The organism is Microbacterium sp. UCD-TDU (assembly GCF_000340625.1).
GTDB lineage: Bacteria > Actinomycetota > Actinomycetes > Actinomycetales > Microbacteriaceae > Microbacterium > Microbacterium maritypicum.
In genome coordinates this window covers 1-21339 of the sequence record NZ_KB454448.1, presented here as the reverse complement: position 1 = coordinate 21339, position 21339 = coordinate 1, and the positions used below count along the sequence as shown (strand labels likewise).

Genomic DNA, 21339 nt, shown 5'->3' with positions numbered 1-21339 from the left:
AACGTTCTGATCGTGCAGAAGAACTGGCCGCAGGTCCCCACCCGGGAGCATCCGCGGCCGTACGAGCGAGTCAACGTCCCGCGAGCAGCTCCTCGAGGCGCGCGGCCTCTTCTCGCGGCATGGAGTACCCGTGCTCGACCGCCGGGTAGGCGCCGGAGCGCACCTCGGCCGCATACGCCTCGACACCCGCGATCGCCGCTGCGCGCAGGTCGGCGTAGCGCTTGACGAACTTGGCGGCTCCGCCGTCGTAGAGCCCGAGCAGATCGTGGAACACGAGCACCTGTCCGTCGGCATCCGCGCCGGCTCCGATGCCGATCACCGGGATGTGGAGCAGCGGCACGAGGGCGGCCGTCACCTCGGCGGGCACCGCCTCGACCACGAGCATCGAGCACCCGGCATCCTGCAACGCCAGCGCATCGTCGATCACGGCGAGCGCGGCCTGGGCGGTGCGCCCCTGCGCGCGGTAGCCGCCGAGCGCGACGGCCGTCTGCGGGGTGAGCCCGACGTGCCCGACGACGGGGATGCCCGCCTGCACGAGCGCTCGCGCGCGATGGACGGTGGCGCCGCCGCGCTCGATCTTCACCAGGTCGCACCCGGCTTCCTTCACGAAGCGCTGCGCGGTCGCGATGGCCACCTCGTCGGAGGCTTCGTACGAGCCGAACGGCAGGTCGCCGACGAGCAATGGGGCCGCGAGGCCGCGTCGAACAGCCTTGGTCAGCATGAGCATCTCGTCGACCGTGACGGGCACCGTGCTGTCGTAGCCGAGCACGGTCATCGCGGCCGAGTCACCCACGAGGACGACATCGACGCCGGCGGCCTCCGCGATCTGCGCGCTCGGATGGTCGTACGCGGTCACCATGACGATCGGCTCTCCAGCCGCCTTCTTCGCGGCGAGGCCGGCGAGTGTGACCCGCGTGCGGGGAGCGGCATGAGCGCTCATGCGCCGGCCTCCGTCTCTGTGTCGTTCGGAGCTTCCGCCACGCGCAGGACGTGGTTGTCGATCAGTCGTGCGGCCCCGACGTGCGCGGCGACGGCGAGCAGGGCGTCGCGGTCGACCCGTGCGAGGGGGCGCAGCGTCTCGGCGTCGCGAAGCTCGAGGTATTCGGGGTCGATCCCGGCGCCGCCGAGCACGTCGCGCGCGGCGGAGAGGATGCTCCCGGCGGCGGCGTCACCCGCCTCGAACACCGCGGCGCCCGCGTCGAGGGCACGGTTGAGCGCGGTCGCCTGCACACGGGCGGCGGGGTCGAGGTACACGTTGCGCGAGCTCATGGCGAGCCCGTCGGCTTCCCGCACGATCGGGCAGACGACGATCCGCACGTCGAGGTCGAGGTCCCGTACGACACGGCGGACCACGAGCACCTGCTGCGCGTCCTTCTGCCCGAAGTAGGCGGTGTCGGGCCGGACGATGCCGAACAGCTTCGTGACGACCGTGGCGACCCCGTCGAAGTGGTGCGCCCCACGGCTCGCACCGTCGAGCACGTCGGAGAGCCCCGCGACGTGGATGTTCGTCGCGAACCCCTCGGGGTAGATCTCCGACGGTGCGGGAGCGAAGAGGATGTCGACGCCTGCGGCTTCGGCGAGCGCGGCATCGCGCGCCTCATCACGCGGGTAGGCGGTGAGGTCTTCGTTCGCGCCGAACTGGGTCGGATTGACGAAGAGCGAGACGACGACCAGGTCGGATCCCGCGCGCGCGGCCCGCATCAGTGACAGGTGCCCATCGTGGAAGGCACCCATCGTGGGCACGAGACCGATCATCGCTCCCCCGCCCCTGGCTTCGCGGATCGCGGCTCGGACCTCGGGGATCGTGCGGAGGATTCTCATGCGGAGGGCTCCTCGGTTGCAGGGGCGGGGCGGGCGGCGATCGTGCGCGTGACGGCGGCGAGGGCGTCGAACAGGTCGGACAGTTCGACCTCCGCCGCGGCAGCACGTTGGCGCGCGACGGTCGCCTCATCGCCCCGGGCGATGGGTCCGGTCAGAACCGCAGGAGCGCCGCTCGCCTCCCAGTTCTCGACCGTCCGCCGCACGAGCGGTGCCAGGAGCGCCCGGGCATCGTCGCCGGGAACACCCGCGGCGGAGGCGAGCCTCTCCGCGGAGTCGAGGACGGTGAGAAGGAAGTTCGAGGCGAAGGACGCGGCCGCGTGGTAGCTCGCGCGGTAGGCGTCGTCGACCGGGAACGGACGAGCGCCGAGGGCGACAGCGAGCTGTTCTGCGACCTCGCGCGCAGCGGGCGTACGGCCGGCGACAGCGGCCCCGATGCCGTGGAACACCTCGGCCGACTCCGTGCCGGTGAAGGTCTGCAAAGGGTGAAGGCTGAAATCCACGTCGTCGAGAGGCGTCGCACCGGAGACGTGTCCGAGCACACCGGCATGCGGGCGGGCCACGAGGGCGGCCTCGGCGATCGCGGCATCAGGCACGCAGAGCACGACGATGTCCGCATCCGGGATTTGCTCCGCGCGGCCGAAAGGGCCGAGCACGTCGAGCCGCACCGCGCGCAGCGCCCGCGCGAGTACGCGTCCGAGACGACCGGCGCCGACGATGGCGATGGTCGTTCCTGGTGCGAGAGATGAGGGTGTCTGCATGGCGATGCCCCGGGTCCGGATCACGCGGTTCGGGTGCCAGAAGTATCCGCCCTTCTCGGCGCCTGCTCCAAATCCGAGAGCAGAACGACAATTTGCAAAGGCATGTTGCTTCACATCTTGATCGACAGATGCCCCGGAGAGTGACCATAGAGCATCACGGCTCCTTCGTGGCGCGCCTCAGCGCACGACCAGTTCCGGCGTGATCAGCGCATGGGCAGAGCCCGCCTCCAAGGTGCGCGGGGCGACGATCTCGCCCGTCGGACCCATGAGCAGTTCGAGGACCGCCGTGGCCACATCCTCCGGCCGCTGCTCGACGCTCGTGAAGCCCAGAGCCTCCGCGGTCGGCGTGTTGTCGAAGCCGGTCACGGGCAGGGAGAGTCCCGCCGCGGCGACGGCCAGCAACGCACCGACGGCGAGCGAGTCGCTGGCGCACACGAGGGCATCCGGCACCGGCCCCACGGCGAGCGCCGCCTCCACGCAGGCCCGCGCGAGCGGAACATCCTCCACGACAGTCAGCCGGTCACCGTGCGCTCCAGCCGCGGTCATCGCCTCACGCCAGCCGCGCTCACGGTCGTCGCCGGTCCCCGAGCCCGCCGGCCATCCGAGGAACATGACATCGCTGCCGCGGGCCAGCACGTGCTCGGTCGCGGCGCGCGTGCCCGCGGCACCGTCGACGTCGACCCAGAGGTGATGCGGATCGGCGATGTCGTCCTCGCCCCACGGCCGGCCGAACGAGATGAACGGCAGGCCGTCCCGATCCAGGCTGCGCACACGCGGGTCGTCGCGCGAGGTGCCGGTGATGATCGCAGCGTCGATCTCCGACCCCTCCCAGAGCTCCGACAGCCGCTGGATCTCCTCTTCGCGCGTACGAGCGGCGTAGACCAGCATGCGCATGCCGCGCTCGCTCGCGCGCTCGGTGATCGCATGCACGAATCGATCGAGGACGACGCCGGAGATCCCGCCGAGATACGGATCGAGGCGGATGCCGATCGTGGAGCTCCGCCGCAGCCGCAGCCGCCGCGCGGCCGCATGACGTCGGTAGCCGAGCTCATGGATCGCCGCGATCACGCGTTCCCTGGTCGCCGGTCGGACGATGTCCGGGGTGTTGAGCACGTTCGAGACCGTCTGTCGCGAGACGCCGGCGCGCTCGGCGACGTCTTCGACGGTCGGCGCCTTCACCATCGAACCTCCTCGCTCGCGCACGGGTTGACACTTCCCGCGACTCGCCCTTAGCCTATTCCACGCAGAGTTTGATCGTTCAAATTTCTGCGCACGATCCCGCACGGTCCTCCCGAGACCGTCGCCCGCAGTGACTCATCAAAGGAGAGAGACCATGACACGGCACACCACTCGCGCAGTCTTCGGCACCGGGGCGGTGCTCCTCACCGGCGCGCTCGTGCTCACCGGCTGCGGATCCGGTTTCGCAGGAGACGACACGAAGGCGGACGCCGAGGGCCTCACCTCCTCCGACGACGCGCTCACGGTCCTGATCGGCTCGTCCGGAGACGCCGAGACCGCCGCCGTGCAGTCCGCCGTCGACGCGTGGTCGGCCGATTCCGGGACGAAGGTCACGGTGCAGGTGGCCAGCAACCTCGACCAGGAGCTGTCGCAGGGCTTCGCCGCCGGCGACCCGGCCGATCTCTTCTACCTCTCGACCGACCAGGCCTCCGGCTACGCGGCCAACGGATCGCTCGAGGCCTATGGCGACCAGCTCGCCAACAAGGACGACTTCTATCCCTCGCTCGTGGAGAACTTCACGGTCGACGGCACGTTCTACTGCGCGCCCAAGGACTTCTCGACGCTGTCCCTCATCATCAACACGCAGATGTGGACCGAGGCCGGCCTCACCGACGCCGACCTCCCGAAGACGTGGGACGACCTCGCCGCCGTCGCGCAGAAGCTCACGACCGCCGAGCACGTCGGTCTCGCCTTCGGCGCCGAGTATCAGCGCGTGGGCGTCTTCATGGCACAGGCAGGGGGCGGTCTCGTCAGCGACGGCACGGTCATCGCGGATGACGCCGCCAACGTCGAGGCGCTCGAATACGTGAAGTCGCACCTCGTCGACGGCACGTTCGCGTATGCCAAGGACGTCGGGGCGGGCTGGGGCGGCGAAGCCCTCGGCAAGCAGTCCGCGGCCATGGTGATCGAGGGCAACTGGATCACCGGAGCACTCTCGAACGACTACAGCACCCTGGAGTACACCGTCGCCGAGCTCCCCGAGGGCGCCGGCGGCAAGGGCACGCTCCAGTTCACGAACTGCTGGGGAATGGCCGCCGACAGCCCGAACCAGCAGGCAGCCCTCGACCTGGTGGAGTACCTCACGAGCGCCGACAGCCAGCTCGCCTTCTCGAAGGCCTTCGGCCCGATGCCGTCGATCAAGTCCGCCGCCGAGGACTGGACGTCGGCGAACCCGACCCTGGAGGCCTTCCTCGCCGGCGCGGACTACGCGCAGTTCCCGCCGAACCAGGCCGGAACCGCCGATGTCATCGCGGACTTCAACTCGCAGCTCGAGTCGCTGAAGACCACCGACCCGAAGACGATCCTCGACGCGGTGCAGTCGAACCTCGAAGCGGTCGTCGAGTAACCATGGCGGTCAAGGCAACGCCTCGTCGCGGCAGGGCCTCCGGGCTCCGCCGCGGCGAGGCGGCAGCCGGATGGCTGTTCACGGCCCCGGTGATCGTGATCCTCGGCGTCTTCCTCCTCATCCCCGTCGTGATGGCGCTCTGGGTGAGCGTCTCGGACTGGGCCGGACGCGGCAGCCCCCTCTCCGGATCGGTGTCGTTCGTCGGTGCAGACAACTTCGCCGCCGTGCTCACCGACGGCGGTCTCGCCACGAAGGACCTCGGCACGGCCCTGCGCAACAACGCGTGGTACGTCCTGCTGGTCGTCCCGCTGCAGACCGCCCTCGCGCTGTTCCTCGCCATCCTCGTCAACCGCGCCATGCTCCGCGGCCGCGGGTTCTTCCGCACGGCCTACTACTTCCCGTCCGTAACCAGCTCCGTCGCGATCACCGTGCTGTGGATGTTCCTCTTCACCGCGAGCGGAGCCGTGAACGACGTGCTCTCGTGGTTCGGCATCAACGGCCCCAACTGGTTCAACGATCCGCGCGGCATCCTCCGCCTCGCACTCGGCACGGTCGGCGTCGATGCCGGCCCCGCAGCCCTCACGCAGGGCGGCACGCTCGGGGTGTCGTGGTGGGAGTGGCTCGCGGGCCCCTCCGTCGCGATGAGCGCCTACATCCTGATGGCGATCTTCACGACCTCGGGCACGTTCATGCTCATCTTCCTCGCCGGCCTCCAGAACCTCGGCGCCGACGTCGACGAGGCCGCCATGATGGACGGCGCCAACGGTTGGCAGCGCTTCTGGCGCATCACCCTCCCTCAGCTGCGTCCGACGCTCTTCACCGTGCTCACCCTCGGTCTCATCGGCTGCTGGCAGGTGTTCGACCAGATCTACACGGGCACACGAGGAGCGCCCAGCAAGACGACGCTCACCCCGGCCTATCTGTCGTATCAGACCGCATTCCAGAACCAGGAGTGGGGGCAGGGGGCGGCGATCGCATTCATGCTCTTCGTGATCATCGTGATCTTCACGCTCCTGCAACGGTGGGTGCTGCGCGATCGGCCGGTCTCGAAGCGTCGCATCCGCGCCTACCAGTCCTCCTCGAAGGGAGCATCGTCATGAAACGGCTCTCCCCCAAGCAGTTGACCTGGCAGATCGCGCTCTACGCCCTGCTGATCGTCCTCGCGATCATCTACATCTACCCGTTCCTCATCCAGGTGGCGACGAGCTTCAAGACCGACGAGGATGCCGCCTCCAGCGGAGTCACGCTCATCCCCGAGGTCTGGACGTTCGCGGCGTACGAGCGGCTGTTCCGCAACTCCGACTTCCCGTCGTGGTTCGTCAACAGCGCGATCGTGACGATCTTCGTCACGATCGGCCGCGTGTTCTTCAACTCCCTCGCCGGGTACGCTCTCGCCCGGCTGCGCTTCCGCGGACGCGGTGTCGTCTTCGCGGCGCTGATCGCCGTGATGTCGGTGCCGGCCGTGGTGCTGCTGATCCCCAAGTTCCTCGTGATCAACCAGCTCGGCATCTTCAACTCCTATGCCGGGATGATCCTGCCGCTGCTCGTCGATGCGGCCGGGGTGTTCATCATGAAGAACTTCTTCGAGTCGATCCCCGAGTCGGTCGAGGAGCAGGCGCGGATCGACGGCGCCGGCACGTTCCGGCTGTTCTGGTCCGTGGTCCTGCCGATGGCGACGCCCGCCCTCGTGACGATCGTCATCCTGTCGTTCCAGGGCTCGTGGAACGAGCTCAGCCACTTCATCGTGTCGACCAACGACCCCGCGCTGACCACCCTCACCAAGGGCGTCGCGTCGCTGGCCAGCGGCGGACTCAGCCAGGGCACGCAGTACCCGCTCAAGCTGGCGGCGGCGCTCATCATGACGATCCCCGTCGCCGTGATGTTCTTCGTCTTCCAGCGCCGCATCATGAACTCCACAGAAGGAGCCGTCAAGGAATGACCCCCTCCCCGCCCCTCCAGCCGCTGCTGGACGACGCCATGATCATGCTCGAGGCGCCGACCCAGGCATGGTCTGACGACGTCGGCCGCATGGGCACCGCGCCGATCCACGGCATCTATCACGGCGACGTGCGACACATCCGGAGCATCGAGATCACGGTCGACGGCACCGCACTCGAGTCCATCGGCTGCGCTTCGCCGGTGCCGCAGCAGACGATCCTGACGGATCTGCTCCGAGGGCTCGACGACGGATCGGCCGATCCGAAGGTGCGGATGGACCGCGACCGGCGGATCGCCGCGGGCTCGTTCACCGAGCGGATCACGGTCGCCTCCCACCTGCTCACCGAGATCCCGGTGGCCATCACGGTGCGCGTCGTCCCCGACTTCGCGCCGATGCAGCAGGTCAAGGCCGGACTCGGCGCCGATGAAACGTGGAGTTGGGACGGATCCGTCTGCCGCGCGGGAGAGGCATCCTTCACGCTCACCGCCCCCGCGGCCACCGTGACGCACGACGCGGACGCGCTGGTGCTGCGGTGGGACGTGGTGGTGCCCCCGCGGGGATCCGTCGCCGTGGGCTGGTCGGCAGACCTCGATGACCCGAGCCTCGTGGTCACGGCCGCGCGGCCATCGCGTGCCCCGAGGCCCGAGACTCCCGCCGACTCACGTGCCGCGCGCTGGATGGAGCAGGCGATCGCCGACCTCTCCGCCCTGCGTCTCGCTCTTCCCGCACATCCGGAAGACGCTTTCTATGCCGCCGGTGCGCCGTGGTTCTTCACCCTCTTCGGGCGGGATTCGCTCTGGGCCGCGCGGCTCGCCCTCGCCGTCGACCCCGACATCGCGGCCTCGACACTGCGGGTGCTGGCCCGGCTCCAGGGCACCGCGCACGACGCATCGGCCGCCGAGGCGCCGGGCAAGATCGCCCATGAGCTGCGCAGCGGTGTGCTGTCGCTTCCCCACGAGGACGTGCATCTTCCCCCGCTGTACTACGGCACGGTGGATGCGACCCCGCTCTGGATCTGTCTGCTCGCCGATGCTCACGCGGGGGGGATGTCCGAACGCGAGGTGCGGGCACTGCTTCCCGCGCTGCGTGCGGCATTGACCTGGATGACGGTGCACGGCGACGCTTCGGGCAGCGGATTCATCGACTACGCAGATGAGTCGGGCCACGGGCTCGCGAACCAGGGGTGGAAGGACTCCGGCGACTCGATCCAGTGGCGCGACGGCCGCCTGGCCGAGGGGCCGATCGCCCTGAGCGAGGTACAGGGCTATGCGTACGAGGCGGCGATCCGCGGCGCAGACCTGCTCGACACCTTCGGCGAACCCGGTGCCGCCGAGCTCCGGGTCTGGGCCGCAGACCTCCGCGAACGCTTCCGCGCCGCGTACTGGGTGACCACGCCCGAGGGTCGCTACCCGGCGATCGCCCTCGATGCGCACGGCGCCCCGGTCGACACGCTCACGAGCAACATCGGCCACCTCATCGGCACCGGCATCCTCGATCCCGAAGAGGAGCAGGCGTGTGCTGCGCTCCTGACGGCACCGACCATGTCCAGCGGCTACGGCATCCGCACCATGTCGACCGGAGCCGCCGGCTATTGGCCGCTGAGCTATCACGGCGGCAGCGTGTGGGCGCATGACACCGCCATCGCCGTGCACGGCATGATGCGAGCCGGACTCGACGCCGAGGCGAAGATGATCGCGGGGCAGCTGCTCGACGTCGCAGAAGGCTTCGACTACCGCGTGCCCGAGCTGCATTCCGGCGATGCCCTGGTGCCCGGTGGCTCGCCGCTGCCCTACCCCGCGGCCTGCCGCCCGCAGGCGTGGTCGGCCGCCGCAGCCGTCGTCGTCACGCAGGCGCTCGGGTGATCCGGAGCGATCGGCTGAGCGTCCCGTGGCCTCAGCCGATCGCTCGCCCGTCCTTCCAGACCGCCCGCACGAGCGGAACGCCGGGTCGGTAGGCGAGGTGGATGCGGGTCGGCGCGTCGAGCAGCACGAGGTCGGCTCTGGCGCCGGGTGCGATCACGCCCACGTCGTCGCGGCGGAGCGCCTTCGCGCCCCCGGCGGTCGCCGCCCAGACCGCCTCGGCCGGGGTCATCCCCATGTCGCGCACGGCCACGGCGACGCAGAACGGCATCGACGAGGTGAAGCTCGACCCCGGGTTCGTGTCGCAGGCCAGGGCCACGGTCACTCCCGCATCGATCAGGCGGCGGGCGTCAGGATACGGTTGCCGCGTCGAGAACTCGACCCCCGGCAGCAGCGTGAGCACGGTGTCGGAGCCGGCGAGCGCGTCGACGTCGGCATCCGTCAGATAGGTGCCGTGGTCGATGGATGCCGCACCGAGCTCGACCGCCAGACGCACGCCCTCCCCCGGGCCGAGCTGGCTCGCATGCACCCGGGGCACGAGGCAGCGCGTGATGCCGGCTTCCAGCACCCGGCGTGACTGCGCCACCGTGAAGGCGCCGGTCTCGCAGAACACGTCGACCCACTTCGCGTGCGGTGCGCAGGCATCGAGCATGGGTCCGGTGACCAGATCGACGTACTCATCCGGCCGGTCGGCATACTCGGCGGGCACGACGTGTGCTCCGAGGAAGGTCACCTCGGGTGTCACCTCTGCGGCCAGGCGCACGAGACGCTCCTCGTCGGCGACGCTCAGCCCGTAGCCGCTCTTGATCTCGACGGTCGTCGTGCCCTGCGCGAGCATCTCGTCGAGGAAGCCGCGCAGGCGTGCGCGCAGCTCGTCATCAGTGGCGGCCCGGGTCGCGGCGACGGTCGAGCGGATGCCGCCGGCGGCGTACTTCTGCCCTGCCATTCGGGCCTCGAACTCGGCCGCGCGGTCGCCCGCGAAGACCAGGTGGCTGTGGCTGTCGACGAACCCGGGGATCACCGCACGCCCACCGGCGTCAACGACCTCATCGGCCTCCGGCGCGTCCGCGACGGCGCCCACCCAGGCGATCCGCTCGCCATCGATCAGCACCGCGGCATCGAGAACGGTCCCGGTGCGGTCGCCGCCGGTGGAGACGTTGGTGGTCAGTTCCGCGATGTTCGTGATGAGCGTCGACATGCCCTCACCCTCTCAGAGCATCGGCACGTTGAGGCCGCGCTCGCGCGCCACCTCACGGGCGTGCTCGTATCCGGCGTCGACGTGCCGCATCACTCCGGTGCCCGGATCGTTCGTCAGCACGCGCTCGAGCTTCTCCGCCGCGAGGGCGCTGCCGTCGGCGACCGTGACCTGACCGGCGTGGATGGAGCGGCCGATGCCGACGCCGCCACCATGGTGCAGCGATACCCAGGAGGCACCGGATGCCGTGTTGAGCAGGGCGTTCAGCAGGGGCCAGTCGGCGATCGCGTCGGAGCCGTCCTTCATGGCCTCGGTCTCGCGGTACGGCGATGCCACGGAGCCCGCGTCGAGGTGGTCGCGACCGATCACGATCGGGGCCGACAGCTCGCCCGAGGCGACCATCTCGTTGAACTTGAGCCCGGCGAGGTGGCGCTCCTTGTAGCCGAGCCAGCAGATGCGGGCGGGCAGCCCCTCGAAGTGCACCTTCTCCCCGGCCTTCTCGAGCCAGCGGTGCAGGGCGGCGTCCTCGGGGAAGAGCTCGGCGATGGCCCGGTCGGTCTTGTAGATGTCTTCCGGGTCGCCGGAGAGGGCAGCCCAGCGGAACGGCCCGCGTCCTTCCTCGAACTGCGGGCGGATGTACGCGGGCACGAACCCGGGGAACTCGAACGCCCGGTCGAACCCGCCCAGCTGCGCTTCGGCCCTGATCGAGTTGCCGTAGTCGAACACCGCGGCCCCCGCGTCCTGGAAGGCCACCATGGCCGCGACGTGTGCGGCCATCGATTCGCGCGAGCGGCGCGTGAACTCCTCCGGGTCGCGCGCGGCCTCGGCCTTCCAGTCCGCGACCGTGATGCCGAGCGGCAGGTAGGCGAGCGGGTCGTGGGCGCTGGTCTGATCGGTCACGATGTCGATCGGCACGCCGCGGCGCCGCAGCTCGGGGAAGACCTCGGCCGCGTTGCCGACCACGCCGACCGAGAGGGCTTCGCCCGCCTCCTTGGCGGCGACGACCCGGGCGACGGCCGCATCGAGGTCGGTCGTGTACTCGTCGAGGTAGCCGTGCTCCACGCGACGGGCGAGACGCGACTCATCCACGTCGACGATCAGCACCGCTCCGTCGTTCAGAGTCACGGCGAGCGGCTGGGCGCCGCCCATGCCACCGGCTCCACCGGTGAGGGTGAGGGTGCCGCGGAGCGAGTCACGGCCGAGCGAGCGGGCGACGGCGGCGAACGTCTCGTACGTGCCCTGCAGGATTCCCTGCGTGCCGATGTAGATCCAGGATCCGGCGGTCATCTGCCCGTACATGATGAGGCCGAGCTCTTCGAGCTTGCGGAACTCGGGCCAGTTCGCCCAGTCCCCCACCAGGTTGGAGTTGGCGATCAGCACACGCGGCGCCCACTCGTGGGTGCGGAACACTCCGACCGGCTTGCCCGACTGCACCAGCAGGGTCTCATCCGGTTCCAGCTCGTCGAGAGTGCGCACGATCGCGTCGTACGCCTCCCAGCTGCGCGCGGCCTTGCCGGTACCGCCGTAGACGACCAGGTCTTCGGGGTGCTCGGCGACCTCGGGATCGAGGTTGTTCATCAGCATGCGCTTGGCGGCTTCGGCGCCCCAGCTCTTCGCGGTGCGCTGGTTGCCGCGGGCGGCGCGGACGACGCGGGGTCCGGATGCGGTGGACTCAGCCATGGGTGTGCTCCTTTGCGATGCGGGCGACGGCGCCCGACTGGACGAGTGCGGTGACGGCTTCCATCTCGGGCGAGAGGAAGCGGTCGGGGCCGGGACCGGCGGCGACGGTGCGCACCAGGTCGCGCACGGCACCGGTCGCGGGTCCGGCCTGCAGCGGGGCGCGCAGGTCGAGGGCGCGCGCACCGGTGAGGATCTCGATCGCGAGCACGCGTCCGAGTCCGTCGATCGCGCGTCGCAGCTTGCGCGCGGCGGCCCATCCCATCGACACGTGGTCCTCCTGCATGGCGGACGACGGGATCGAGTCGACGGATGCCGGCACCGCGAGGCGCTTGAGCTCGGAGACGATTCCGGCGGCCGCGTACTGCGCGATCATGAGACCGGAGTCGACGCCGACCTCGTCGGCGAGGAACGGCGGGAGTCCGTGGCTGCGGGCCGGATCCAGCGCGCGGTCCGTACGACGCTCGGAAACCGAGGCGACGTCGGCGACCGAGATCGCGAGGAAGTCGAGGACGGCCGCGACGGGAGCGCCGTGGAAGTTGCCGTTGGACTCGATGCGACCGTCGAGGGTGATGACGGGGTTATCGATCACGCTGGCGAGCTCGCGCCCGGCGATCAGCGTCGCATGGGCGAGGGTGTCGCGCGCGGCGCCATGCACCTGGGGCGAGCAGCGCAGCGAATAGGCATCCTGCACCCGGCCGTCGTCCGGCCCCTTGTGGCTCGCGACCATGGGGGAGTCGCCGAGGAACGCGCGCAGGTTCGCCGCCGACGCGGACTGTCCCGTCTGGGCGCGCAGCGCCATCAGGTCGGCGGCGAACACGGCGTCGGTGCCGAGCTGCGACTCCACCGACATCGCCGCGGCGATGTCGGCGGTGAGCAGAAGGGTCTCCAGATCGTGGAGTGCCAGCACCAGCATGCCGAGCATGCCATCGGTGCCGTTGATGAGTGCCAGCCCCTCCTTCTCGACGAGGGTGAGCGGCTCGATGCCCGCGGCGGCGAGGGCATCGGATGCGGGAACCAGGGCGCCGGAGGCATCGCGCACGTCGCCTTCGCCCATCGTGGCCAGGGCGATGTGGGCGAGAGGGGCGAGGTCGCCCGAGCAGCCGAGCGAGCCGTACTCGCGCACCACGGGCGTGATGCCGGAGTTGAGCAGGGCCGCGTAGGTCTCGACGACGACCGGGCGGACGCCCGTGCGCCCGGAGGCGAGCGTCTGCAGGCGCAGGAGCTGAAGACCGCGGACGACCTCGCGCTCGACCTCGGCGCCCGTGCCGGCGGCGTGCGAGCGGATCAGGCTGGCCTGCAGCTGCAGGCGGCGGTCGGGAGCGATGAACGTGGTCGCGAGGGCCCCGAAGCCGGTGGAGACGCCGTAGTGCGGGTTCGGATCAGCCGCGAGGCCGTCGATCACGCGGCGGGTGTCGGCGACGCGTGCGAGCGCCTCCGCGTCGATCTGCACGGGCACATCGTGGCGGACGACGGCGACGACATCGGCGGGAGACAGCGGAGCCGCTCCGACCAGCACGGGGGCAAGTTCGGTCATGTTCTGATTCCACACCCGCGGTGTCGACGGGGATACCCGTTCGTGCGATGCTGTGTCTGTGATCCCAGACAGGAGTGCGGCCTCTCGCGCAGCCGAACCGCAGGTCCCGGCGGCCGAGAACACCCTCCGCATCCTCAGCTACCTCGCCGGACGCCCGGCTCCTGTAGCGGCTTCCGCGATCGCGCGCGAGCTCGACCTGCCGCGCTCCACGGTCTATCACCTGCTCACCACGCTGGCCGCGCACGGCTTCGTGCTGCATCTCCGCGAGGAGCAGAGATGGGGTCTGGGCACCTCGGCGTTCGAGCTGGCCGGCGGCTACACCCGCCAGCAGCCGCTCGCCCGACTCGGCCGACCACTGATCGCCGCGCTTTCCGACCGCCTGGGCGAGAGCGCCCACCTCGCCGTGATGAGCGGCGGCGACGTTCTCTACATCGTCGAGGAGCGCGCACCCCGCCGTCCCGCCCTCGTGACGGATGTCGGCGTACGCCTTCCTGCGCACCTCACCGCGAGCGGGCGGGCGATGCTGGCCGCCCTGCCCCGGGAACAGGTGCGCGCGCTGTATCCGAGCGCGTCGGCGTTCCCCGACCGCACGGGGCTGGGGCCGCGTCGCCCCGCAGAGCTGCGCGAGCTCCTGCGGGAAGTGCGGGCGCGCGGCTATGCGGTCGAGGACAGCGAGGTGGCAGACGGGCTCCGATCGGTCGGAGCCGTCGTGCGCGACCACACCGGCTGGCCGGTCGCCGCGGTGGCTGTCACCTGGGGCGGCGAGGGGCTCGACGAGCGGGCGCTCGCGGATGCCGTCATCGACACCGCGGGGGTCCTGGAGTCGCGGATCAAGCGGTGAACAGACGTGTCGCAGGCTTGCGACAACTCCGCGACAGTATCGCCACACCGGCTGGATACGCTCGATCCATGACCACCGCCGCACGCATCGCCTCGTCTGCCTCCCGCCGTCGCCGCCAGGGCGTCGCACTCGGACTCCTGGCCTCCCTCGTCGTCACCGGGTGTGCCGCGACGCCGCCGAGCGCCCCGAAGCCGAGCGGCGCCCCGACGTCGCCCGATGCCCCGACTTCCGCCGTCGCCACCGTTCCCGGATACGACGTGGGCCAGTTCCCGCCCGTGCCGCTGTTCGTCCTGCCCGACCTCTCGCTGCTGGACTCGTCGGCATCCGCCTTCGCGATCGAGGTCAACGATGCGCTCGCCGACATCCCCGGGGTCACGGCGACACCGGCGCACTGCGATGCCACCGGGAATGTGATCTCCGGCAACGGCACCGCGCTGCTGTACGGCGACGGATCCGGCACCTTCACGGGGCCGGACGGAACCGTGCAGAACTTCGGTGATGGATCGGGCACCTCCACGATCAACGGCGTCACGATCCAGAACTTCGGCGACGGGTCGGGCAACTACACCGACGGCGCGGTCACGATCCAGAACTTCGGCGACGGATCCGGCAACTACACCGATGCGACCAAGACCGTGCAGATCTTCGGCGACGGCTCCGGCAACTACTCCGACGGCGACGTGACCATCCAGAACTTCGGCGACGGATCCGGCAACTACGAAGCCGGGGCCGTGACCATCCAGAACTTCGGCGACGGATCGGGCAACTACACCAGCCGCGACATCACCATCCAGAACTTCGGCGACGGCACGGCACAGGTGAACGGCGAGCGGGTGAAGGCCGACCCGTTGCCGGTCGTCCCCACGCTCGGGGTGTTCCCGCCGTTGGGTACGCTCGCCCCGTTGGAGTCCTGCGGCACGACCCTCACATTCGAGGACGGGGTGCTGTTCGACTTCGACAAGAGCGACATCCGCGCCGATGCGGCCGCCACGCTGGATGCCGTGGCCGACGTTCTCGCCACGCTCGAGGTCGCGCAGGCCTCGGTGTCGGGCCACACGGACGCCATCGGATCGGATGCCGAGAACCAGACGCTGTCGGAGGATCGCGCGGATGCGGTGGTCGACGGCCTCCAGGACCGCGGGGTCGGCACGGCGCTCAGCGCCGAGGGCTTCGGGGAGTCCCGCCCTGTCGCCGCGAACGAGATCGACGGCGTCGACAACCCCGCGGGGCGCCAGCTCAACCGACGCGTCGAGATCTTCATCCCGGCGACCTTCTGACACGAGAAGATGGATGCCATGCGCGCTGCACGCCGGCACATCGCCGCGATCACTCCCGTGGTGATCGCGGCGCTGCTGCTCACCGGATGCACGGTCCGCATCATCGATCCCTCCGCAGACGAGGCCCGCTCGCCGGCGCCGCAGGAGGCCGGCCCCGCACCGCAGGACGAGACCACGCCGCGCGCGACCTCGTCACCGGGCGAGGGGACAGAGGCGGCGCCACCGGCGCTCTCCGCACCGAACGCGGCCGAACGCGAGCGGCTGATCGCTGCGGCCACGATCACGATGACCTGCCCGAGCGGCCCGCTGGACCACGACGGCGCCGTGGTGCGCGTCGAGGGGTCGTGCGCGAGTCTGGTGATCGACATCGATGCGGGCGTCGTGATCGCCGACGACGTCGATGAACTCCTGCTCCGCGGTTCCGGCACCGTCGTCTATGCCGGGACGATAGGCACAGCGACCGTGTCGGGGAGCGCCAACGAGGTGTACTGGACGGGGCCGACACCGACGCTGCAAGACGACGGCAGCGCGAACTCCCTCGGGCGGGGCTGATGATCACCGAACAGACCGAGCGCCCCCGCATCCTGCTCGTCGACGACGACGAGGCGATCACCGGGGCACTGGCCGCGTTCCTGGGGAGGAGCGGCTTCGACGTGCGCGTCGCCGAAGACGGGCGCGCGGGTCTGGCCGAGGTGGAGCGCAAGGTGCCCGACCTGGTGGTGTGCGACGTGATCATGCCCCACGTCGACGGACGCGAGTTCGTCCGTCGCATCCGGGGCCGACAGCTCTGGCTCCCCATCATCCTGCTCACCCAGGTCGGCGAGTCGTGGGAGCGCAGCGCGGCTCTCGACGAGGGCGCCGACGACTATCTGAACAAGCCCTTCGATCCGCACGAGCTGATCTCGCGCATCCGCGCCGTGCTGCGTCGAAGCTCGCAGGGCGCCGGCTCCCTCCGGGGCTCGCAACGGCTGCAGGCCCTGGACATCACGCTGGATCGCACCGCGCGTCGCGTGTGGAGGGGAGACACCGAGCTCACCCTCACCCCGAAAGCACTCACGCTGCTGGAGTACCTGATGCTGCATCCGCAAGAGGTGCACACGCGAGAGCGGCTCCTGTCGGCACTGTGGGGCTTCGACTTCGCCTCGTCGAGCCGCGCCGTCGACCACCGCATCGCCGAGCTGCGCCGGGTGCTCGGCGACTCCGCAGGAGACGCGCGCCTCATCGAGACCGCGCAGAGCATGGGCTACCTGTTCATTCCACGGGTGGTGGGCGCATGACCGACCGCAGGGGCGTGGCACTCGGGGTGGCCTCCGCCGTGCCGGTCGGGGTGTGCGCCCTCGCCGCGGGGGTGATGACTGCAGCCGGCGACCAGCGCCTTCTCGCGATCGACCTCGCGCTGCCAGGTGCCGTGGTGCTCGCGGGTGCCCTCGTCTCCGCCGTTCCGGCGATCATGCTGGTCATTCACCGCACGCGGCGTCGTGAGCGCGCCAGGATGCAGAAGGCCGTGGCCGATGCCGCCGCGCAGGCCGCACAGACCGAGCACGCGAATCACCAACGGTTCCTTGCGCGGCTCGATCATGAGTTGAAGAACCCACTGACCGCGATCCGGGCGACGGCGGCCGCAGCTGCCGCGCAGGATGGATCCTCACTCGATGAGTGGCGGGTGGTGGACACACAGGCGACCAAGCTGAGCGCTCTGGTGCGGGACCTGCGCAAACTCGCGGAGCTGGAGACGCGCCCCTTGGAGCTCGAGATGGTCGATCTCGAGCAGGTGCTCAGCGAGGCCGTCGCGGCGTTGGCTGCCCACAACCCTGCGGCAGGCGCACGGATCGCGTTGACGGTCACCCGAGTGCCGTGGCCCGTGCCACCGCTCCAGGCAGACCTCGATCTGCTGTCGCTAGCGATCGACAACGTGCTGTCGAACGCTGCCAAGTACTCGGCGCAGGGTCCGATCGAGGTGCGGCTGCGCGAACAAGACGGCTGGGCTGTCATCGACGTCGCGGATGCCGGCCGGGGAATCCCCGCGGGGGATCTGCCGACGGTCTTCGATGAGCTCGCGCGGGCCCAGAACGCACGAGACGTCACGGGCTCAGGCATCGGGCTCACGCTCGTCGCCGCGGTGATGCGGCATCACGGCGGGGATGTGTCGATCCGCTCCGCCGAGGGCGCCGGCACGGTCCTCACGCTGCGTCTTCCGATCCGCCGTTGAGCTGAACGCTCCCTCGACGTGCGACGTTGACGAAAAAGAGCCACCCCCTGCGGGATGGCTCTTGCTTCTGTTTCGTACGCACTCGCGTGTAAACGCAAAATGGCCACCCAACGATGGGTGGCCATTTTGACTAAAAGGAGTCCGGCGGTGTCCTACTCTCCCACAGGGTCCCCCCTGCAGTACCATCGGCGCTGTGAGGCTTAGCTTCCGGGTTCGGAATGTAACCGGGCGTTTCCCTCNCGTGTAAACGCAAAATGGCCACCCAACGATGGGTGGCCATTTTGACTAAAAGGAGTCCGGCGGTGTCCTACTCTCCCACAGGGTCCCCCCTGCAGTACCATCGGCGCTGTGAGGCTTAGCTTCCGGGTTCGGAATGTAACCGGGCGTTTCCCTCACGCTATGGCCGCCGAAACACTATTGATGTTTCAATCAAACACATAACAAAGTCATTGTTGTTATGCGGTTCTCGACCGTACATCGAGAACCACTCAGTGGACGCGTAGCACCAACAAACGGTGTGTTATCAAGTCATCGGCTTATTAGTACCAGTCAGCTGCATGCATTACTGCACTTCCACATCTGGCCTATCAACCCAGTAGTCTGGCTGGGAGCCTCTCACCCGAAGGTATGGAAATCTCATCTTGAGGCCGGCTTCCCGCTTAGATGCTTTCAGCGGTTATCCATCCCGAACGTAGCTAATCAGCGGTGCTCCTGGCGGAACAACTGACACACCAGAGGTTCGTCCAACCCGGTCCTCTCGTACTAGGGTCAGATCCTCTCAAATTTCCTACGCGCGCAGCGGATAGGGACCGAACTGTCTCACGACGTTCTAAACCCAGCTCGCGTACCGCTTTAATGGGCGAACAGCCCAACCCTTGGGACCTACTCCAGCCCCAGGATGCGACGAGCCGACATCGAGGTGCCAAACCATGCCGTCGATATGGACTCTTGGGCAAGATCAGCCTGTTATCCCCGAGGTACCTTTTATCCGTTGAGCGACAGCGCTTCCACAAGCCACTGCCGGATCACTAGTCCCGACTTTCGTCCCTGCTCGACCTGTCAGTCTCACAGTCAAGCTCCCTTGTGCACTTACACTCGACACCTGATTGCCAACCAGGTTGAGGGAACCTTTGGGCGCCTCCGTTACTTTTTGGGAGGCAACCGCCCCAGTTAAACTACCCACCAGGCACTGTCCCTGAACCGGATTACGGTTCGAAGTTAGATATCCAGAGTGACCAGAGTGGTATTTCAACAATGACTCCACACGAACTAGCGTCCATGCTTCAAAGTCTCCCACCTATCCTACACAAGCCACACCGAACACCAATACCAAGCTGTAGTAAAGGTCACGGGGTCTTTCCGTCCTGCTGCGCGTAACGAGCATCTTTACTCGTAATGCAATTTCGCCGAGTTCGCGGTTGAGACAGTTGGGAAGTCGTTACGCCATTCGTGCAGGTCGGAACTTACCCGACAAGGAATTTCGCTACCTTAGGATGGTTATAGTTACCACCGCCGTTTACTGGGGCTTAAATTCTCAGCTTCGCCTTGCGGCTAACCGGTCCTCTTAACCTTCCAGCACCGGGCAGGCGTCAGTCCGTATACATCGTCTTGCGACTTGGCACGGACCTGTGTTTTTAGTAAACAGTCGCTACCCACTAGTCTCTGCGGCCTCCAAACGCTTTCGGGAGTAAATCCCTATACGCCGAAGGCCCCCCTTCTCCCGAAGTTACGGGGGCATTTTGCCGAGTTCCTTAACCACGATTCTCTCGATCTCCTTGGTATTCTCTACCTGACCACCTGAGTCGGTTTGGGGTACGGGCGGCTAGAACCTCGCGTCGATGCTTTTCTTGGCAGCATAGGATCACCCACTTTTTATCCGCATCGTGTCTCAGCCTATGTGAATCGCGGATTTGCCTACGACTCGGCCTACGCACTTGCACCAGGACAACCATCGCCTGGCTTGGGCTACCTTCCTGCGTCACACCTGTTAATACGCTAACCGCACCAGAATGGGGTCGTGCGCTAGGCCCAGAGCGTCACCCCGAAGGGATCAGTCACTGGGATTCAGACACTTAGCACTACTGGATTAGCTTGGGCGGTTCTTCGCCGGTACGGGAATATCAACCCGTTGTCCATCGACTACGCCTGTCGGCCTCGCCTTAGGTCCCGACTTACCCAGGGAAGATTAGCTTGACCCTGGAACCCTTGGTCTTTCGGAGGACGTGTTTCTCACACGTCATTCGCTACTCATGCCTGCATTCTCACTCGTGTAGCCTCCACGGCTGGTTTACACCGCCGCTTCGCTGGCCACACGACGCTCTCCTACCCATCAACACGGCTGGACCACGAAGGCCTACCAATAATGTCAATGCCACAACTTCGGTGGCGTGCTTGAGCCCCGTTACATTGTCGGCGCGGAATCACTTGACCAGTGAGCTATTACGCACTCTTTCAAGGGTGGCTGCTTCTAAGCCAACCTCCTGGTTGTCAAGGCAACTCCACATCCTTTCCCACTTAGCACGCGCTTTGGGACCTTAGTTGGTGGTCTGGGTTGTTTCCCTCTCGACTATGAAGCTTATCCCCCACAGTCTCACTGCTGCGCTCTCACTTACCGGCATTCGGAGTTTGGCTGACGTCAGTAACCTTGTAGGGCCCATCGGCCATCCAGTAGCTCTACCTCCGGCAAGAAACACGCAACGCTGCACCTAAATGCATTTCGGAGAGAACCAGCTATCACGAAGTTTGATTGGCCTTTCACCCCTATCCACAGCTCATCCCCTCAGTTTTCAACCTAAGTGGGTTCGGTCCTCCACGACGTCTTACCGTCGCTTCAACCTGGCCATGGATAGATCACTTCGCTTCGGGTCTAGGACATGCGACTGAATCGCCCTATTCAGACTCGCTTTCGCTACGGCTACCCCACACGGGTTAACCTCGCCACATATCGCTAACTCGCAGGCTCATTCTTCAAAAGGCACGCTGTCACCCCTACTAAGGAGGCTCCAACGGTTTGTAAGCAAACGGTTTCAGGTACTATTTCACTCCCCTCCCGGGGTACTTTTCACCTTTCCCTCACGGTACTTGTCCGCTATCGGTCATCTGGGAGTATTTAGGCTTATCAGGTGGTCCTGACAGATTCACACGGGATTTCACGGGCCCCGTGCTACTTGGGATACTCTTCGCGCCAAGAGAGGCATTTCGACTACGGGGTTGGCACCCTCTATGACCGGCCTTTCAAGACCGTTCGTCTATACCTTCTTGTAACGCCGCCACCTCGGCAGAGATGACTGAAAAGTCCCACAACCCCCAACGTGCAACGCCTGCCGGCTATCACACACGCTAGGTTTAGCCTGTTCCGGTTTCGCTCGCCACTACTAACGGAATCGCGGTTGCTTTCTCTTCCTGTGGGTACTGAGATGTTTCACTTCCCCACGTTCCCTCTACCCGCCCTATATATTCAGGCGGGAGTCACTAGGTCGGCACGCCGCCCAGCGGGGTTTCCCCATTCGGACACCCTCGGATCAAAACTTGCTTATCAGTTCCCCGAGGCTTATCGCAGATTGCTACGTCCTTCTTCGGCTCCAGATGCCAAGGCATCCACCGTTTGCTCTTAAAGACTTGAAATCACATGAGTTTGAATCA

At 67.5% G+C, this 21339-nt stretch carries 16 protein-coding genes and 3 rRNA genes; 9 read left to right on the top strand and 10 right to left on the bottom strand.

Annotated features, from left to right (window positions below; translation table 11 throughout):
- Window positions 1–70: 70 nt before the first annotated feature.
- From panB to D514_RS35470, 4 genes are all read right to left on the bottom strand, one after another.
- A complete protein-coding gene (gene panB, locus D514_RS35485) occupies window positions 71–940 on the bottom strand; it encodes a 3-methyl-2-oxobutanoate hydroxymethyltransferase (RefSeq protein WP_017831156.1) in 870 nt (289 codons plus the stop codon).
- Window positions 937–1821 carry a pantoate--beta-alanine ligase gene (gene panC / locus D514_RS35480; RefSeq protein WP_017831155.1) on the bottom strand — a complete coding sequence of 295 codons (885 nt, stop codon included), beginning with the start codon at window positions 1819–1821 and terminating at the stop codon, window positions 937–939. Before panC ends, panB begins: the two co-directional genes overlap by 4 nt.
- Window positions 1818–2603: a Rossmann-like and DUF2520 domain-containing protein gene (locus D514_RS35475; protein ID WP_017831154.1), complete on the bottom strand. Its 786-nt coding sequence runs from the start codon at window positions 2601–2603 to the stop codon at window positions 1818–1820. The genes panC and D514_RS35475 overlap by 4 nt, the downstream gene beginning before the upstream one ends.
- Before the next feature lie 153 nt (window positions 2604–2756).
- The gene (locus tag D514_RS35470; protein ID WP_017831153.1) at window positions 2757–3761 is read right to left on the bottom strand and encodes a LacI family DNA-binding transcriptional regulator; all 1005 of its coding nucleotides are present in this window, start codon (window positions 3759–3761) and stop codon (window positions 2757–2759) included.
- A 151-nt stretch (window positions 3762–3912) separates the two neighbouring features.
- On the opposite strand from D514_RS35470, the gene D514_RS35465 reads away from it, so the two are divergent.
- The 4 genes from D514_RS35465 to D514_RS35450 are packed head-to-tail and all read left to right on the top strand — an operon-like array spanning window position 3913 to window position 8964.
- Window positions 3913–5163: an extracellular solute-binding protein gene (locus D514_RS35465; RefSeq protein ID WP_017831152.1), complete on the top strand. Its 1251-nt coding sequence runs from the start codon at window positions 3913–3915 to the stop codon at window positions 5161–5163.
- Window positions 5164–5165: 2 nt separating this feature from the next.
- Window positions 5166–6263, top strand: coding sequence for a carbohydrate ABC transporter permease (locus D514_RS35460; RefSeq protein WP_017831151.1), 1098 nt, complete (start codon window positions 5166–5168; stop codon window positions 6261–6263).
- The gene (locus D514_RS35455) at window positions 6260–7102 is read left to right on the top strand and encodes a carbohydrate ABC transporter permease (RefSeq protein ID WP_017831150.1); all 843 of its coding nucleotides are present in this window, start codon (window positions 6260–6262) and stop codon (window positions 7100–7102) included. The genes D514_RS35460 and D514_RS35455 overlap by 4 nt, the downstream gene beginning before the upstream one ends.
- Window positions 7099–8964 (top strand): glycogen debranching N-terminal domain-containing protein, encoded by a 1866-nt coding sequence (locus tag D514_RS35450; protein WP_017831149.1) that lies wholly within the window; start codon window positions 7099–7101, stop codon window positions 8962–8964. Before D514_RS35455 ends, D514_RS35450 begins: the two co-directional genes overlap by 4 nt.
- Window positions 8965–8995: 31 nt before the next feature.
- On the opposite strand, the gene hutI is transcribed toward D514_RS35450, so the two are convergent.
- Genes hutI through hutH form a run of 3 tightly spaced genes read right to left on the bottom strand, consistent with a single transcriptional unit; the run spans window position 8996 to window position 13370 of the window.
- The gene (hutI, locus tag D514_RS35445) at window positions 8996–10159 is read right to left on the bottom strand and encodes an imidazolonepropionase (protein WP_017831148.1); all 1164 of its coding nucleotides are present in this window, start codon (window positions 10157–10159) and stop codon (window positions 8996–8998) included.
- A 12-nt stretch (window positions 10160–10171) separates the two neighbouring features.
- On the bottom strand, window positions 10172–11836 hold the full coding sequence (gene hutU / locus D514_RS35440) for a urocanate hydratase (RefSeq protein WP_017831147.1): 1665 nt from the start codon (window positions 11834–11836) through the stop codon (window positions 10172–10174).
- Window positions 11829–13370 carry a histidine ammonia-lyase gene (hutH, locus tag D514_RS35435; protein WP_017831146.1) on the bottom strand — a complete coding sequence of 514 codons (1542 nt, stop codon included), beginning with the start codon at window positions 13368–13370 and terminating at the stop codon, window positions 11829–11831. The genes hutU and hutH overlap by 8 nt, the downstream gene beginning before the upstream one ends.
- A 52-nt stretch (window positions 13371–13422) precedes the next feature.
- On the opposite strand from hutH, the gene D514_RS35430 reads away from it, so the two are divergent.
- From D514_RS35430 to D514_RS35410, 5 genes are all read left to right on the top strand, one after another.
- Window positions 13423–14211, top strand: coding sequence for an IclR family transcriptional regulator (locus D514_RS35430; RefSeq protein ID WP_144053088.1), 789 nt, complete (start codon window positions 13423–13425; stop codon window positions 14209–14211).
- A 68-nt stretch (window positions 14212–14279) separates the two neighbouring features.
- Complete coding sequence (locus D514_RS39290; protein WP_017831144.1) at window positions 14280–15488, top strand: OmpA family protein; 1209 nt, start codon at window positions 14280–14282, stop codon at window positions 15486–15488.
- Window positions 15489–15506: 18 nt separating this feature from the next.
- Window positions 15507–16040, top strand: a complete 534-nt coding sequence (locus tag D514_RS35420; RefSeq protein WP_144053087.1) for a DUF3060 domain-containing protein — start codon at window positions 15507–15509, stop codon at window positions 16038–16040.
- Window positions 16040–16765, top strand: a complete 726-nt coding sequence (locus D514_RS35415; protein WP_017831142.1) for a response regulator transcription factor — start codon at window positions 16040–16042, stop codon at window positions 16763–16765. Before D514_RS35420 ends, D514_RS35415 begins: the two co-directional genes overlap by 1 nt.
- Window positions 16762–17697, top strand: a complete 936-nt coding sequence (locus D514_RS35410) for a sensor histidine kinase KdpD (protein WP_017831141.1) — start codon at window positions 16762–16764, stop codon at window positions 17695–17697. The genes D514_RS35415 and D514_RS35410 overlap by 4 nt, the downstream gene beginning before the upstream one ends.
- A gap of 139 nt (window positions 17698–17836) precedes the next feature.
- Here D514_RS35410 and rrf (D514_RS35405) read toward each other — a convergent pair.
- The 3 genes from rrf (D514_RS35405) to D514_RS35395 all read right to left on the bottom strand — a co-directional run bounded on the left by rrf (D514_RS35405) (window position 17837) and on the right by D514_RS35395 (window position 21321).
- Window positions 17837–17952: ribosomal RNA gene (gene rrf, locus D514_RS35405) — 5S ribosomal RNA — on the bottom strand.
- A gap of 39 nt (window positions 17953–17991) precedes the next feature.
- Window positions 17992–18108: ribosomal RNA gene (gene rrf / locus D514_RS35400) — 5S ribosomal RNA — on the bottom strand.
- Between the two features lie 108 nt (window positions 18109–18216).
- Window positions 18217–21321 (bottom strand): 23S ribosomal RNA (locus D514_RS35395).
- Window positions 21322–21339: the final 18 nt, after the last annotated feature.